We start from the raw sequence: 13,820 nt of genomic DNA on the forward strand, positions 1-13,820 counted from the left end.
CCCCCCGGCCGGTCCCTCCCCCGCCCCCCGCCCCGGCACCGAAGCCGTCGGCGAAGCCCACTCCGCGTCCGTCCGCGGCGCCCGTGCACTACCCGCGGTACCGCGCCGCGCCGCGGCCCCGGCCGGTGCGCCACACCATGTCGCCGCTCACCTTCGTCCTGCTCGTCACGGTGCCCGCGGTGGTCGCCGTCGCCGCGCTGCGCGCGCGCTGATCCCTGAAGCTCTGGAGGCATCTCTTGCCGGAATGGCTTGTTCTCACCCTCGCGATGCTGGCCGCCGGTGTGGTGGTGGTCGTCGTCACCCTCGTACGCCACCGCACGGCGTCCGACGACGAGGACCCCAGCGAGACCCCGGACGTCATCGAGTACATGACCATGTGGATCGGCGTGGTGTACGCCATCGTCCTGGGTCTGGCGATCGCCGGTGTGTGGGAGGGGCGCAGCGCCGCCCAGGACCACGTCCAGGCGGAGGCCACCGCGCTGCACGAGATCTCGGAGCGGGTCCGGGTCTACCCGGACGATGTGCGCGACCGCATCCGGGACGACATCCATACGTACGTGAGCCATGTCGTCACCACCGAGTGGGACACCATGGCCGACCGGGGCCAGGTCACCGAGCGCGGCGGTGAGCTCTTCGAGCGCGTTCGGCAGGACGTCACCGACTACGAGCCGAAGACCGACTTCGAGGCGCAGGCCTACCAGCCGCTCGTCGACCAGGTGACCGCGGCCAGCCAGGCCCGGATCGCCCGGTCGGAGTCGACCGGGGAGACCATGCCGGGCGTGGTGTGGTTCGGGCTGATCGCCGGAGCCGTCGTCACCATCGGGATGATCTTCGTCCTCCAGATCCGCAGAACGACGCGTGAACTGATCCTCGCCGGGCTGTTCTCGGCGCTGATCGCCTTCCTGCTGTTCCTGATCTGGGACTTCGACTCGCCCTACAGCAGGGGCGTGACCGCGTCGGCGGACCCGTTCCTGAACCTCTTCCCGGGGGCCGGGGACTGACCGCACCCGCACCACGGAACCGGGCCGGGGGGCGAGCGACACACCGTCGCCGCCCCCGGTCGCGTCAACGGGCTTCCCCCTGGCGGCCCACACGTGTGACCCATTCGCGCTACTGCGATCGCGCAGCCGCGCACACGTTCTTAGCGTTTCGGGCATCGAGGTGCATTTCCGGCGCGAGCGGAACAGGTCCGCGGCTGCTCCTCGGGGACCCGGAGGTTTCACCATGCGCGTGATACGCGTCGCTTCGGCCTCGGCCGTACTGCTGGGCGCCGGCGCCCTCACCTCCTGCGTGCCGGCCGCCGACGCGGCCAACCGGACCGATTTCGCCTTCGATGTCCAGCCCTCCACCGTCGCGGCGGACGGCCTGGTCACGCTGGTGGTGGAGCGCAACCAGGCGTGCGAGGGGGAGGCAGCGGTCTCCTCACCGGTCTTCGACGTGGTCGCCATCCCGCCGGAGAAGTCGTCGGCGACGGCCAGGGTCGCCGGGGACGCCCGGCCCGGTGCCGTGTACGACGTGGAGTTCTTCTGTGACGGGTCGAGCGGCACCGCGCGCCTGACCATCGCCGGCGGCGATCCGGCGCATTCCCCGACGCACCACCACCGCCACCATCCCCCGACGCACCACCAGCGCCACCCGTGGAAAGGCGTGCACGCCGGAGAGGGCGGCACCCTCGGCGGTTTCGACCTCAAGGAGATCGGCCTCGGCGCCGCGCTGATCACCGGCGCGCTGGGCACGGCGTACCACTTCGCCCGCCGCCGCACCGAGGAGGACACCGGCTGACCGGCCCCTCGCACGCGCAGGTCTTCGCCCCGGATCCGTCGACGGATCCGGGGCGAAGACCTGCGCGTGCGAGGCGGCTCGTATCGAAGGGGCCCAAAGGAGCGTGGAGCGAGGCGTCAGACGCGCCGCTCGGCGCGACGGCGCATCCAGAACACCCCGCCGCCGACGACCGCGGCGGTCACGAGCCCACCGCCGATGGCCATGTCGGTGGGGGTCGCACCGGTGGTGCTGCTGCCGCCGACACCGCCGCGGACACCGCCGATGACGGTGAAGGCATGCGGCTTGGTCAGGGTCCTGCCGTCACACGTGACCGTGATGTCGTAAGGCCCCGGACGAGCGTTGTTCCTGATGGTGGCGGTGCCCCTCGCCGTCTGCCTGGCGCTGCGGATGGGCGAGAGCTTCGCCGGCATCGTGAACGCGTTGGAGGTAGCCGTGCCACCGTGGCGGCAGCCGTCGACCGTGATGGTCAGCTGGCCGCCGCGGGCGATCACGCTGGGCAGGGCGACGATGTTGCTGGGTGTGTCCCACGCGACGGCCGCGGGTGCGGAGAGGCCGAGGGCCGCGACCGCGGCGCCGGCGACCGCCAGGGCACGAGTGTTACGCATGTGAACCTCCGCGGAAGACGCCCCGGGACCCGTCCCCGGTCGATCGGCGAGAAAGCGCCTCCCAGAAAGACAGTCAGTTGCCTTGCCCTGAGCCGCATTTCGGGAATGGTCCGTCCTGGTGAGAGAAGGCACTGCGGGGAAACCGCGCAATCGGATATCGCCGCAGGTCACGGACCGTCAGAAATTTCCTCGTGGCGGCAACTCGGATGGCGCACCTCACGGCTGCGGGCCGCCCCGGACAGCCCGTGCCCCGGGACGGCCCTGCGCCACCCGTTCGCTCCGGCCCCGTCGCCGGTTTCGCGCGCGGCACTTAGCGTTCTGGTATGCGCGAACGACACGGCACGGCCGCGTCGAGAGGGGATGGCCCATGTCTGCGTCCGAGCTGGCCGAGGCGGAAGAGGAGGCGCGGCGGAAGAAGCGCGCCCCGTGGGGCGTGATCGCGCTGGTTCTGCTGACCGGCCTCGCGCTCATCCGAAATGGTTCGGGGGAATTCGACGAGGGCCCGCCGCAGCCGGCGACCGCGGCCGCGGCGGACAGCCGCCTGCCCGGGGCCACCTTCGCCGGGGCCGTCAAGCCCCTCCCCTACTCCCTCCCGGACCGGGTCCGGATCCCGGCGATCCAGGTCGACGCGCCGATAATTCTCGTGGGCCTGGACGCGGACGGCTGGGTCGGCGCGCCGCCCCCGGAGGACCCGAACCTGGCCGGCTGGTTCACCGGCGCCGTCGCCCCCGGAGAGAAGGGCACGGCGGTCGTCGTCGGCCATGTCGACAACCAGCAGGGCCCCGCCGTGTTCTACGCGCTCGGGGCCCTGAAGAAGGGAAACCGCGTCGAGGTCGCCCGGCAGGACGGGAAGACCGCCGTGTTCGAGATCTACGGCATCGAGGTGTTCGCGAAGGACGACTTCCCCGGCGACCGTGTCTACGCCTCCAAGGGCGCGGCGGAACTGCGGGTCATCACCTGCGGCGGCGGCTTCTCCCAGCAGAACGGCTACGAGGGCAACGTCGTCGCCTTCGCCCGCCTGGTCGAGGTGCGCTGAGCGTTCCCCGGCCGGGCGGGCGAAGGCCCGGCGGCAGGTCTCAGGCGTTGTCCCGCCGGGGCACCGTGACGTGGTAGCCGGAGTCCAGCAGTTCGGGCAGGTAGCGCCGCAGGGCCCGCACGCTCTGCGAGCGGTCGCCCCCGGCGTCGTGGGAGAGGACCACGACGCCGGGGGCCGCGCCGTTCTCGACCCGGTCGACGATGGACCGGGTGCCGGGGGTGGTCCAGTCCAGGGTGTCGACCGTCCAGGCGAGGGGTTCCATGCCGAGTTCGGCGCCCAGTTGGAAGGCGGCGCGGTTCCAGGCGCCGTAGGGGGCGCGGAACCACTCGGGGCGCTCGCCGTAGGCCTCCTCGATGACGTCGCAGGTGCGTTCCATCTGGGAGCGGATCTGCCGGCGGGTGAGGCGCGTGAGCAGCGGGTGGGACCAGGTGTGGTTGCCGACGACATGGCCCTCGTCGGCCATCCGGGCCAGCAGCACCTTGTGGTCGGCGGCCATCTCCCCGCACACGAAGAACATGGCGCGCACGTCGTACTCGGCCAGGGTGTCGAGGATGGCCGGGGTGTAGCGGGGGTCGGGCCCGTCGTCGAAGGTCAGCACCATGGTCCGGCCGCGTCCGGACAGGCGCAGCAGCGGTTCGCGGCGTACCAGGGTCCGGCGCGGCGCGGCCTGCGGCGGGCCGTATCCGGTCAGGGGCTGCAGACGGTACGCGGAGGCGCTGCGAGGGCTGCGGGGCTGGGGTCCCGCCGCCGGGACGGACCCGGCGGGGCCCTCCTCGGTGACCGCTGTGAGCACACCGGCCGTGGCTGCCGCTCCCACGACGCCGGTGCCCGCGATCAACAGTCGGCGGCGGGTGAGCAACTGATCCTTCTTCATGACTCATCAGTCGCCCGGTGGAAGGCCGACGCACCTGAGCAACACCGGTGCGGCGGCACGTTTTCACCCGACCGGGCCAAGCAGACGGGTCAACGGCGGCGCGCAGCCGGCCGAGCTCGCGGTGCCGGACGCGGACCTGGCCGGGCAGGAGAGAGGGTCGGCGGGCTCGGTCCCGTCCCCTCCGGCGAGGCCGAGCGCCGCCAGTGACGGCAGCCCCTGCGTGGTGGCGGGCCGCTGTCCGCCCTCGGGTGCCCTTTTCTCCGGAGCTTGTGCAGGGAAGGTACGGACACCGCCCTCTTCGAACACGGAGCGGAAGACGGCGAAGTTCAGCACCCGCGTCGTCTCGCCCCGCGAAGGCTCCCGCGCAGGACCGGAGTGGCGGCCTCCGATAACCTCGCGGCGTGACGGAACAGCACTCCCCTCAGTTCGAACGGGGCACGGACGGGCCGAAGGTGATCGTGGCCGGGGTGGACGGCTCCGACTCGTCCCTGCGGGCCGCGGCCTACGCCGCCGGTCTGGCCCGCCGCCAGCACGCGCTGCTCGCTCTGGTGTACGTGCAGCCGGTGCTGGCGGCGGGCGCGGCGCTCGGGGCGCCGGTGGCCGAGACGACCGACGAGATCGCCGAGGACCTGGTGGCGTACATCCGGGACGCGGCCGAGCGGCTCAAGGGGATATTCGAGGTCCGCTGGGAGTTCCACACGTTCCGCGGCGACCCGTACAGCGGCCTGGTGAAGGCGGCGGACGAACTCAAGGCGGACGCGGTGGTCGTGGGCGCGTCGGAGCAGGCGGGCCACCGGTTCGTCGGATCGGTGGCGGTGCGTCTGGTGAAGGCCGGGCGGTGGCCGGTGACGGTGGTGCCGTAGGCCTTGATCGGGGGACCGGGGGCCTAGGTCCCCGGCCGGTAGGCACGAGGGCGCGGGGGCCCGATGATGCGGCGGTGACTTCTTACGCCTTCGACGTGGACGCCTTCCTGCGCCGGCCCCTCACCGCACGCCTCGCCACCAACGGGCCGACGGTCCGCCCCGTCTGGTTCCTGTGGGAGGAGGGCGCCTTCTGGGTGCTGACCGGGCCCTGGGCCCGCCTCTTCGGCCGGGTGCGGGCCGATCCCGGGGTCGCGCTGGTGGTGGACGAGTGCGATCTGGCGACCGGGCTGGTCCGGCAGGTGATTGCGCGGGGCCGGGCCGAACTCGTGCCGTTCGGTGTCGAGCGCGGCAGGCGCAAGCTGGTCCGCTATCTGGGCGCGGACGAGGAGCGGTGGGACGAGCGCTTCGTGCGCTATCTGTACGACGACCCCGCCCAGCGGGGGACGGTGTGGCTGCGGCTGGAGCCCGAGTCCCTCGTCGCGCACGACCTGAGCTATGCCGTGGCCCCGTGAGGCGGCGGGGCCTTGCGCGGTGTCTTCCGTCGCGGGAGCACCTGGGCCATCATCATCCGCCATCAGCCGTTTGCCGATCGCGAAGAGGTGAGGCGCATGGCCGGGCTCCGGATGGGACAAGGGATTCTCCGTCGCAAACCCATCGAGCAGATCGAGGAGACGGAAGTCGGCAAGGGCACCCAGCTGGAACGGTCTCTTGGGCTGTGGCAGCTGACCGCCATCGGGGTCGGCGGCATCATCGGCGCGGGCATCTTCACGCTCGCGGGAACCGTGGCCAACGGCACGGCGGGTCCGGCCGTGCTCGTCTCCTTCCTCGTCGCGGGCTTCGCGAGTGCCGCGGCCGCTCTGTCCTACGCCGAGTTCGCCGGCCTCATCCCGAAGGCCGGTTCCGCCTACACCTACGGCTACGCGGTGCTCGGCGAGTTCGCGGGCTGGTTCATCGGCTGGGACCTGCTGCTGGAGTACACGGCGATCGTGGCGGTGGTCGCGATCGGCATCTCGGGCTACTTCAGCTTCCTGGTCGGCGAGATGGGCGCCGACCTGCCGCACTGGATGCTGGGCGCGCCCGGCACCGGCGACGGGCACAGAGTCGACCTGTTCGCGGCGCTGCTGTGCCTGCTCATCGCCTATCTGCTGACGCTCGGCATCAAGAACGCGGCCCGGTTCGAGACGGTCGTGGTGGTGCTGAAGGTCCTGGTCGTGCTGCTGGTGATCGGGGTCGGCGTGTTCCACATCGACACGGCGCACTACAACCCGTTCTTCCCGTACGGGGTGGGCGGTGCGTTCACGGGCGCGGCGACGGTGTTCTTCGCGGTCTTCGGCTACGACGCCATGTCGACGGCGGCCGAGGAGTCCAAGGACGCGCAGCGGCACATGCCGAAGGCGATCGTCTACTCGCTCGTCATCTCGATGGTGCTGTACGTGGCGGCCTGCCTGGTGCTGACGGGCATGCAGGACTACAAGGACATCGACAAGGAGAGCGGCTTCTCGACGGCGTTCAAGTCGGTGGGGCTGAGCGGTCTCGCGGACGTCATCGCGGTGGGCGCGATCATCGGCATCCTCACGGTGATGTTCACCTTCATGCTGGGCGTGACCCGGGTGTGGTTCTCCATGTCCCGTGACGGGCTGCTGCCCAAGTGGTTCGCGAAGACGCACCCGACGCGGCACGTGCCCACGCGTGTCACCTGGATCGTGGGGGTCGCGTCGGCCGCCATCGCCGGTTTCCTGCCGATCGGCGAGGCGGCCGAACTGACCAACATCGGCATCCTGCTGGCGTTCGTGGTGGTGTGCGCGGCGGTGATCGTGCTGCGCTACCGGCAGCCGGACCTGCCGCGCACGTTCCGTACGCCGTGGATGCCGGTGGTGCCGGCGTCGGGCATCGTCTTCTCGATCTGGCTGATCACCTTCCTCCAGTGGCAGACGTGGGTGCGGTTCGCCGTCTGGTTCGCGATCGGGCTCGTGATCTACTTCGGCTACTCCTACCGGCGCTCGGAGCTGGCGCGGCGCTGACCGGGCGGCTGCGCCGGCCTACTCCCCCATCACCAGGCCGTCCTCGGCCGCGCCCCGGCTGAGCACGATGTCGCGGATGCGGTCGCGGACGGCCTGGACGCCGGCGCCCTGGGCGATCGCCCGGTTGAGGTTGACGACCCGGCCGGCGTCGACGTCGAACCACTGCGGGACGAACTCGGCCTTCGTCACCTCCCAGCGGCCGCCCGGCCGCGCGGGCGGGGTGAACGTGAAGCGGCCGAGGGTGGACTGGTTGCCGCGCGGGTCCTTGGCGCCCTGGTGGTTGGTCATCTCGCCGGCGATCTGGTCGCCCATGCCGTAGATCACCCAGGTGCCGTTGACCTTCTCGTAGGCCTGCGGGACGTGGGCGTGGGTGCCGAGGATCAGGTCGATGTCGGGGCGGCCCCCGCTGCGCGCGGCGGTCAGACTGCGGGCCAGGGTCAGCTGCCGTTCGTCGGGGTCGTCCTGCCATTCGGTGCCCCAGTGCAGGGAGACCACGACCACGTCGGCGCCCGCCTCGCGCGCGGCGCGGGCGTCCGCGAGGATCCTGGCCTCGTCGATGAGGTTGACGGCCCAGGGCCGGCCGTCGGGGAGCGGGATGCCGTTGGTGTCGTAGGTGTAGGCGAGGTGGGCGACCTTCGCCGGCCCGGCCTGGAGGACCGTCACCGTGCGGGCCTCCTCCTCGTTACGTGCCGAGCCGGCGTGCCGGACGCCCGCGCGGTCGAGGGCGTCGAGGGTGCGGCCGATGCCGTCGGCGCCGTCGTCGAGGGTGTGGTTGGAGGCGGTGGAGCAGCCGTCGTAGCCGGTGGCGGCGAGGGCCGGGGCCACCTCGGGCGGGGACTTGAAGGCCGGGTAGCCGGTGTACTGGCCGTTCGCGCCGTACACGGTCTCCATGTGGCACAGGGCCACGTCGGCGCCGGAGACGACGGAGCGGATCCCCGCGAGCATCGGCCGGAAGTCGTAGCCGGTGCCTCCGGCGTCGAAGCGGGCCCGGTCGATGATCGAGCTGTGCGGGAGGACGTCGCCGGAGGCGACCAGTGTGAAGCCGCGTGGCGCGGCCACGGACGGTGCCGGGCGTCCGTGCCCGCCCGGTTCGTGACTGCGGGCCTGGCAGGCGGCTCCCGCGGCGAGGGCGACGGTCAGGGCCAGGGCCACCTGTCGACTGCGTGCGATCATCCATTCACCCCACTGTGGGCGTTGTGGTCGTATTTACACACAAACAGGAAAGAAGGCGCACGCCGCCCCATGCGGCTCCGACACGCTCATCAGCCCGTCCGGCACCCGCATGGCCGGGGGCCGTGACCGTTCGTCGAACCGTTCGTCGACGCGATCGACCGTCCGCCGCACAAGCCGGTACGTGCCCTGTCCCCCGGCCGCGCCCTGCGGTGGCATACGGCCATGACGGCCGGATCCACTCTCACGAACGGGACGACCGCCGAGCACGAGCTCGCCGCACTGCAGCGGGAGCACGGCCGGCCCCTCTTCGCGCTCCTGCTCCGGCTCTGCGACGGCGACCGGCAGCGCGCGGAGGACCTGGTGCAGGAGACGCTGGTGCGTGCCTGGCAGCACCCCGAGGCCCTGCGCGCCGACGACTTCGACTCCGTACGGCCCTGGCTCATGACCGTCGGGCGGCGGCTCGCGATCGACGCCCGACGGGCCCGGCAGGCGCGTCCGGCCGAGGTCGGCGACGCGGTGCTGGAGAACGCGCGGGTCATCTCCGACCACGCCGAGCGGGCCGCGGCGATGCTCGACGTCCGCCGGGCTGTGAAGACACTCACTCCGGAACACCGTGAAGTCCTGGTGCTCGTGTACTTCCAGGGGGCGAGTGTGGCGGAAGCCGCGGCGACCCTCGGCATCCCGCCCGGTACCGTGAAGTCCCGCGCGTACTACGCGCTGCGCGCCCTGCGCCGGGTGCTTCCTGGATACGCCGCCGACCTGCGCTGAAACCAATGGCCGAGTCAAGCCTCCGTAAAGCGCCTTGCTGAGGACCCCGGTTGAGTAATCGGCTGTTCCCATCCGTGTTCCGGAGGGGGCATCCAGCGCCCCGGGGCCCGGTGTCGGGCGACGCGCACGTACCGGAGGAAGGCAGGAAGGGATGCTGCACAGAAGCGACGAGGGCACGGACGGCGCCGACGGTGAACTGACCGTCCCCATGGCGTGGTTGTATGCCGAGTACATCGCCGACGAGCTGCTGCGGACCGGCGATCTGATGCCGCCGACGTCCTTCGAGTTCCGCGCGGGGCGGGACGCACTGGCACTGACCATCTTCCTCGCCGACACCGAGGGAGAGCTGTCCGGCATCCGGGTCGTCACGCAGCTGGAGACATGGCTGTCACTGACGGCCTACGACCAGCCGTGGCAGGAGTGGGTGCGCGAGCGGCTGGCCGAGCTCACCGCCGCGGCCGCGGGGTCGGGCAGGCCCGCGCCGGACCTGGATCTGGCGGAAGAGGCCTGGCGCTGGCTCCAGGAGACCGAGCTGCTCGCGCCCGACCTGAACGCGGTGCCGGGCGGCGCTCCGGTGGTCGGGGAGGACGAGGGACCAAAGGTCTGGACGCCCGCCTGGCAGCTCGGACTGCCGCTGGGGCACCTCGCCATCCACCTTTTCTAGATTTCTGCGGTCCCGGACCAATCCGCGGGCCGGAGGGCTCCGAATCCATTGGTTGCGATTGTGTCACCGGCTTGAGTGATTCCGCTGCCTGGTCCGTACCGGTGGGAGCAAGGAGTAACCCCACCCGCACCCAACGGCACGAGGATTCGGCATGAGGTCCCTGGAAAGGCATCGCGACGTCGGCGCCTACGCGCTCGGCGTGCTGGACGAGGCGGAGGCCTTCCGCTTCGAGGACCACCTCATGGAGTGCCCTCGGTGCGCCGCAGAGGTGACGGAATTCGGCCCGACGACACGGCAGTTGATGCTCTACCGGCGGGCGACGCCACGGTTCGTGCACCCGATGGCGCAGCCCGGGCCGCGCATGCTGGACCGGCTGCTGGCCGAGGTGGCGACGCGGCGCCGGGCCGGACGCCGGCGCATGCTGTTCGGCCTGGCCGCGTCGGTGGTCATCGCCGTGTCGGTACCCGGCGTCGCGATGATGGCGCGGGGCGGCGCCGAGGAGCCGGTGCGGATCGCGGCGACCGACGCGCGGTCGGGCGTCTGGGCCCAGGTCACGGTGGAGGACAAGGCCTCGGGCAGCCAGGTCGAACTGAAGGTGAAGGACGCCGCCGGTCCCCGCCCCTGCCACCTCGTCATCGTCGGCCGTGACGGCACCGAGGAGACCGCGACCAGCTGGCACGGACCCGGACACGACGACCGGCCCAGCACGATGATGGCCAGCTCCTCCAAGCATCCCGACGAGACCGCCCGCTACGAGGTCCGCTCGGCGTCCGGAGAGGTCCTGGTCAGGCTCCAGCCGCAGTAGGCCGGTCCGTGCGCGACGGGCGGGAACGGGTCACTTCAGCAACCGGGACATCCTGCGGTCCGCCAGCGGCTTGCCGCCCGTCTGGCAGGTCGGGCAGTACTGGAGCGAGGAGTCGCTGAAGGACACCTCGCGGATGGTGTCGCCGCACACCGGGCAGGGCTCACCGGTGCGGCCGTGCACGCGCAGGCCGCTCTTCTTCTCGGCCTTCAGCCGGCCGGCCGCCACGCCCCGGGAGCGTTCGACCGCCTCGGTGAGCGTGTCGCGCAGGGCCGCGTACAGCCGCCCGGTCTCCTCCTCGCTCAGGGACGCGGCCAGCTTGAAGGGCGACATCTTCGCCGCGTGCAGGATCTCGTCGCTGTAGGCGTTGCCCACACCCGCGATCAGGGCCTGGTCGCGCAACGCGCCCTTCAGTTGGCGCCGTTCACCGGCCAGCAGCTCCGCGAGGCGCGGCTCGTCGAAGTCGTCGGCCAGCGGGTCCGGGCCGAGCCGGGCGATGCCGGGGACCTCCTGCGGGTCCGCCACGACGTACACCGCGAGCCGCTTCTGGGTGCCGGCCTCGGTCAGGTCGAACCCGGCGCCGGTCTCCAGGGCGACGCGCAGCGCGAGGGGGCCCTTGCCGGGGCGGGGCGGGCCGTCGGGGAGCCGGTCCTTCCAGTGCAGCCAGCCGGCTCGGGCCAGATGCGTCACGAAGTGCGGCCCGCCGTCGGTCGCGAGGTCGAGGAACTTGCCGTACCGGCGCACGGCGGCGACCTCGTGCCCCTCCAGCGCGGCCAGGGGCGGGTCGTACGTCTTCAGGACGCTGATCGCGACGGGCAGCACCCGTACGATCTCGTGGCCGACGAGGTGCTCGGTGAGGAAGTCCTTGAGCGCCTCGACCTCGGGGAGTTCCGGCATAGGTCCAGAGTGCCACGTGAGGTCAGGGTCCTTCTCCTGCGGAGATCCGCCAGAAGGACCCTAGTCGTGGTCGGGCACCACGAACTCGCACCACACGGCCTTGCCGCCGCCGCGTGCCTCCACGCCCCACACGTCGGCGAGCAGCTCGACCAGCAGCAGGCCCCGGCCGGAGACGCCCGACTCACCGGCCTCACGGCGGCGTGGCAGGGCGCTGGAGGAGTCCTCGACCTCGACGCGCAGCCGGCGCTCGGAGCCGGTGAGGGCCCGCAGCGTGACGATCGCGGAGCCCTCGGTGTGCATCAGGGCGTTGGTGATCAGCTCGTCGGCGACGAGCTCGATGTCGTCGGCGCGCTCCCGGGCTCCCCAGACGCCGACCGCGGTGCGGATCATGTGCCGGGCCTCGGCCAGGGCCGCCGGGTCGCCCGGGGCGACGTGCCGCTGGAGCCGCTGGCCGGACCGCGGGCTGTCCGGGCCGCGCCGGCGCAGCAGGAGCAGCGCCACGTCGTCGTCGCCGCCGCGCTCGGCGGCCACGTCGATGAGCCGGTCGGCGAGGTCCCGTACGTCGTCGGGGCCGGTGGCGACGAGTGCGGTGAGGGTGCGCATACCGTCGTCGAGGTCGGCGCCGGGCTGCTCCACCAGGCCGTCGGTGCACAGCAGCAGGGTCTCGTCCGGGTCCAGCTCCACGGTGCTCACCGGGTAGTCGAGGCGGCCGAACTCGGCGGACAGGCCGAGCGGCAGGCCGCCCGGGACGGTGACGCGGCGGCAGGAGCCGTCGGTGTGCCGCACGAGCGGGTCGATGTGGCCGGCCCGGACCATCTGGAGCACGCCGGTGGACAGGTCGGCCTCCGCGTAGAGGCAGGTCGCGGAGCGGTCGGTGTCGAGTTCGTGCAGGAAGACGGAGGCGCGGGCCATCACGGTCGCCGGGGTGTGCCCCTCGGCGGCGTAGGCGCGCAGCACGATGCGCAGCTGGCCCATCACGGCCGCCGCGTGCGTGTCGTGGCCCTGGACGTCGCCGATGACGGCGCCGACCCGGCCGCCGGGCAGCGGGATCAGGTCGTACCAGTCGCCGCCGATGTCCCGGCCGACGGAGCCGCCGATGGTGGCGGCGCGGTAGCGGACGGCTATGTCGGCCCCGGGCACGCTGGGGATGGTCCGGGGCAGCATGGCCTGCTGGAGGCCTTGGGCCAGGTCCATCTCCTGCTCGTAGAACATGGCCCGCTGGAGGCTCTGCGCGATGCTGCTGCCGAGGGCCACGAGGATGTTGCGCTCCTCGGGCGTGAAGCCGCGCCGGTCGCTGTAGAGCAGGCCCATGGCGCCGATCGGCCGGGCCTGGACGATGAGCGGCAGATAGGCGGCCGAGGTGATGTTCAGGTCGGTGATGTGCGGCCAGAGGATCGGGTAGCGCTCGGCGAATTCCTCCGGCGACTCGATGAAGCAGGGGCCGAGGGTCCGTACGGCCTCGCTCATCGGGTAGGGCTCGTCGATCCGGGTGATGCGGGTGCCGGGCACGAAGCTGTCCGAGGGGCCCTCGGCGACCAGGCGTATGCGGCCCGCCTCGACCAGGCCCATGACGAGGCTGGTGGCGCCCAGGTGGGTGAGCCCGTGGGTGTCCTTGAGGACGTCGATGACGTCCTGGACGGTGCGGGCGTGGGCGAGGGCGGCCGTGGTCAGTTCGACGACGCTGGTCTGCTGCCGGCGGGCCTCGTCCTGGGCGGCCTCGTCGCTGCGGGCATCGCTCTCGGCGAGTTCCCGGGTGGCGTCCCGGACGATGCCGATGATGCGGCGGGGCCGTCCGGTGTCGTCGCGCCGGATGTAGCCCTGGGTGTGGGTCCAGCGCAGGGAGCCGTCGCGGCGGCGGACTCGGAAGTAGGCGCCGTAGTTCTCGCTGCCGTCCTTCAGGGCCTGGGAGACTGCGGTGTCCAGGCGCCGGGACTCATCCGGCGGGACGCGCTGGGCGAGCGTCTCGGGATGGTCGTCGTACTCGTCGGGCCGCACGTCGAAGATGTCGTGGGCCTGGGCGTCCATGTGCATCAGGCCGGTGTCCAGATCCCAGTCGAAGCTGCCCATCCGGTTGAGCGCGAGGATCGGGTCCGGGTGGGCGGGCCAGTCGTCCGGGAGGGACAGGGCACTCGCTCCCCGATCAGCCATGGGCCCACCTTGCCAGGATTCGTCCGATTCTTCGACCGGATGTGCTGAGTTTACGGGCCACTCCGCCGAACCGGCCCTCCGTTACCGAAGATGTCCGTGGGGCTGACGAGGATGAGGTCGGCGTACCGTCTCCGGCGTTCGGGGCACGGGCGAGGGGGTAGCCGTCGTGGTGGCCGCACACTCACTC

Annotated in this window: 14 protein-coding genes and 1 pseudogene; 10 read left to right on the forward strand and 5 right to left on the reverse strand. The window is 71.9% G+C overall.

Going from position 1 to position 13,820, the window contains the following annotated elements; genetic code table 11:
- The 3 genes and pseudogenes from CCL05_RS45650 to CCL05_RS24005 form a co-directional block, all read left to right on the forward strand.
- Positions 1-212 (forward strand): annotated as a pseudogene (locus CCL05_RS45650) (hypothetical protein); the annotation flags it as partial.
- Between the two features lie 24 nt (positions 213-236).
- Entirely contained in the window at positions 237-1,001 is a 765-nt protein-coding gene (locus CCL05_RS24000; RefSeq protein WP_086562552.1) for a bestrophin-like domain, read from the forward strand.
- Positions 1,002-1,224: 223 nt separating this feature from the next.
- Complete coding sequence (locus CCL05_RS24005) at positions 1,225-1,782, forward strand: hypothetical protein (RefSeq protein WP_086562553.1); 558 nt, start codon at positions 1,225-1,227, stop codon at positions 1,780-1,782.
- Positions 1,783-1,898: 116 nt separating this feature from the next.
- On the opposite strand, the gene CCL05_RS24010 is transcribed toward CCL05_RS24005, so the two are convergent.
- Positions 1,899-2,387 carry a hypothetical protein gene (locus CCL05_RS24010; protein ID WP_167409605.1) on the reverse strand — a complete coding sequence of 163 codons (489 nt, stop codon included), beginning with the start codon at positions 2,385-2,387 and terminating at the stop codon, positions 1,899-1,901.
- A gap of 367 nt (positions 2,388-2,754) precedes the next feature.
- Between CCL05_RS24010 and CCL05_RS24015 the strand changes: the two genes are divergently transcribed.
- Positions 2,755-3,423, forward strand: a complete 669-nt coding sequence (locus CCL05_RS24015) for a class F sortase (protein WP_086562554.1) — start codon at positions 2,755-2,757, stop codon at positions 3,421-3,423.
- Between the two features lie 40 nt (positions 3,424-3,463).
- Here CCL05_RS24015 and CCL05_RS24020 read toward each other — a convergent pair whose 3' ends face one another.
- Complete coding sequence (locus CCL05_RS24020; RefSeq protein WP_086562555.1) at positions 3,464-4,297, reverse strand: polysaccharide deacetylase family protein; 834 nt, start codon at positions 4,295-4,297, stop codon at positions 3,464-3,466.
- A 401-nt stretch (positions 4,298-4,698) separates the two neighbouring features.
- Between CCL05_RS24020 and CCL05_RS24025 the strand changes: the two genes are divergently transcribed.
- The 3 genes from CCL05_RS24025 to CCL05_RS24035 all read left to right on the forward strand — a co-directional run bounded on the left by CCL05_RS24025 (position 4,699) and on the right by CCL05_RS24035 (position 7,181).
- The gene (locus tag CCL05_RS24025; protein ID WP_086562556.1) at positions 4,699-5,160 is read left to right on the forward strand and encodes a universal stress protein; all 462 of its coding nucleotides are present in this window, start codon (positions 4,699-4,701) and stop codon (positions 5,158-5,160) included.
- 74 nt (positions 5,161-5,234) lie between these two features.
- Positions 5,235-5,672 carry a pyridoxamine 5'-phosphate oxidase family protein gene (locus CCL05_RS24030; RefSeq protein WP_086562557.1) on the forward strand — a complete coding sequence of 146 codons (438 nt, stop codon included), beginning with the start codon at positions 5,235-5,237 and terminating at the stop codon, positions 5,670-5,672.
- A gap of 96 nt (positions 5,673-5,768) precedes the next feature.
- A complete protein-coding gene (locus CCL05_RS24035; RefSeq protein ID WP_086562558.1) occupies positions 5,769-7,181 on the forward strand; it encodes an amino acid permease in 1,413 nt (470 codons plus the stop codon).
- Positions 7,182-7,199: 18 nt separating this feature from the next.
- Here CCL05_RS24035 and CCL05_RS24040 read toward each other — a convergent pair whose 3' ends face one another.
- Positions 7,200-8,354 carry a CapA family protein gene (locus tag CCL05_RS24040; RefSeq protein ID WP_086562559.1) on the reverse strand — a complete coding sequence of 385 codons (1,155 nt, stop codon included), beginning with the start codon at positions 8,352-8,354 and terminating at the stop codon, positions 7,200-7,202.
- 222 nt (positions 8,355-8,576) lie between these two features.
- On the opposite strand from CCL05_RS24040, the gene CCL05_RS24045 reads away from it, so the two are divergent.
- From CCL05_RS24045 to CCL05_RS24055, 3 genes are all read left to right on the forward strand, one after another.
- A complete protein-coding gene (locus CCL05_RS24045) occupies positions 8,577-9,122 on the forward strand; it encodes a sigma-70 family RNA polymerase sigma factor (RefSeq protein WP_020275827.1) in 546 nt (181 codons plus the stop codon).
- A gap of 151 nt (positions 9,123-9,273) precedes the next feature.
- Positions 9,274-9,786, forward strand: coding sequence for a hypothetical protein (locus tag CCL05_RS24050; RefSeq protein WP_086562560.1), 513 nt, complete (start codon positions 9,274-9,276; stop codon positions 9,784-9,786).
- A gap of 151 nt (positions 9,787-9,937) precedes the next feature.
- Complete coding sequence (locus CCL05_RS24055) at positions 9,938-10,591, forward strand: zf-HC2 domain-containing protein (protein ID WP_086562561.1); 654 nt, start codon at positions 9,938-9,940, stop codon at positions 10,589-10,591.
- A 30-nt stretch (positions 10,592-10,621) separates the two neighbouring features.
- Here CCL05_RS24055 and CCL05_RS24060 read toward each other — a convergent pair whose 3' ends face one another.
- Positions 10,622-11,485 (reverse strand): Fpg/Nei family DNA glycosylase, encoded by an 864-nt coding sequence (locus tag CCL05_RS24060; RefSeq protein WP_086562562.1) that lies wholly within the window; start codon positions 11,483-11,485, stop codon positions 10,622-10,624.
- 60 nt (positions 11,486-11,545) lie between these two features.
- Positions 11,546-13,633: a SpoIIE family protein phosphatase gene (locus tag CCL05_RS24065; RefSeq protein WP_086562563.1), complete on the reverse strand. Its 2,088-nt coding sequence runs from the start codon at positions 13,631-13,633 to the stop codon at positions 11,546-11,548.
- Between the last annotated feature and the right edge of the window lie 187 nt (positions 13,634-13,820).

Origin of the sequence: Streptomyces africanus (assembly GCF_002150735.1) — a bacterium.
GTDB classification, from domain to species: Bacteria; Actinomycetota; Actinomycetes; order Streptomycetales; family Streptomycetaceae; genus Streptomyces; species Streptomyces africanus.

Bases quoted from the DNA above. Each gene is read 5' to 3' on its own strand.
- CCL05_RS24005 (WP_086562553.1), top strand. From the start codon at position 1,225: ATGCGCGTGATACGCGTCGCTTCGGCCTCGGCCGTACTGCTGGGCGCC.
- CCL05_RS24010 (WP_167409605.1), bottom strand. From the start codon at position 2,387: ATGCGTAACACTCGTGCCCTGGCGGTCGCCGGCGCCGCGGTCGCGGCC.
- CCL05_RS24015 (WP_086562554.1), top strand. From the start codon at position 2,755: ATGTCTGCGTCCGAGCTGGCCGAGGCGGAAGAGGAGGCGCGGCGGAAG.
- CCL05_RS24020 (WP_086562555.1), bottom strand. From the start codon at position 4,297: ATGAAGAAGGATCAGTTGCTCACCCGCCGCCGACTGTTGATCGCGGGC.
- CCL05_RS24035 (WP_086562558.1), top strand. From the start codon at position 5,769: ATGGCCGGGCTCCGGATGGGACAAGGGATTCTCCGTCGCAAACCCATC.
- CCL05_RS24040 (WP_086562559.1), bottom strand. From the start codon at position 8,354: ATGATCGCACGCAGTCGACAGGTGGCCCTGGCCCTGACCGTCGCCCTC.
- CCL05_RS24045 (WP_020275827.1), top strand. From the start codon at position 8,577: ATGACGGCCGGATCCACTCTCACGAACGGGACGACCGCCGAGCACGAG.
- CCL05_RS24050 (WP_086562560.1), top strand. From the start codon at position 9,274: ATGCTGCACAGAAGCGACGAGGGCACGGACGGCGCCGACGGTGAACTG.
- CCL05_RS24055 (WP_086562561.1), top strand. From the start codon at position 9,938: ATGAGGTCCCTGGAAAGGCATCGCGACGTCGGCGCCTACGCGCTCGGC.
- CCL05_RS24060 (WP_086562562.1), bottom strand. From the start codon at position 11,485: ATGCCGGAACTCCCCGAGGTCGAGGCGCTCAAGGACTTCCTCACCGAG.
- CCL05_RS24065 (WP_086562563.1), bottom strand. From the start codon at position 13,633: ATGGCTGATCGGGGAGCGAGTGCCCTGTCCCTCCCGGACGACTGGCCC.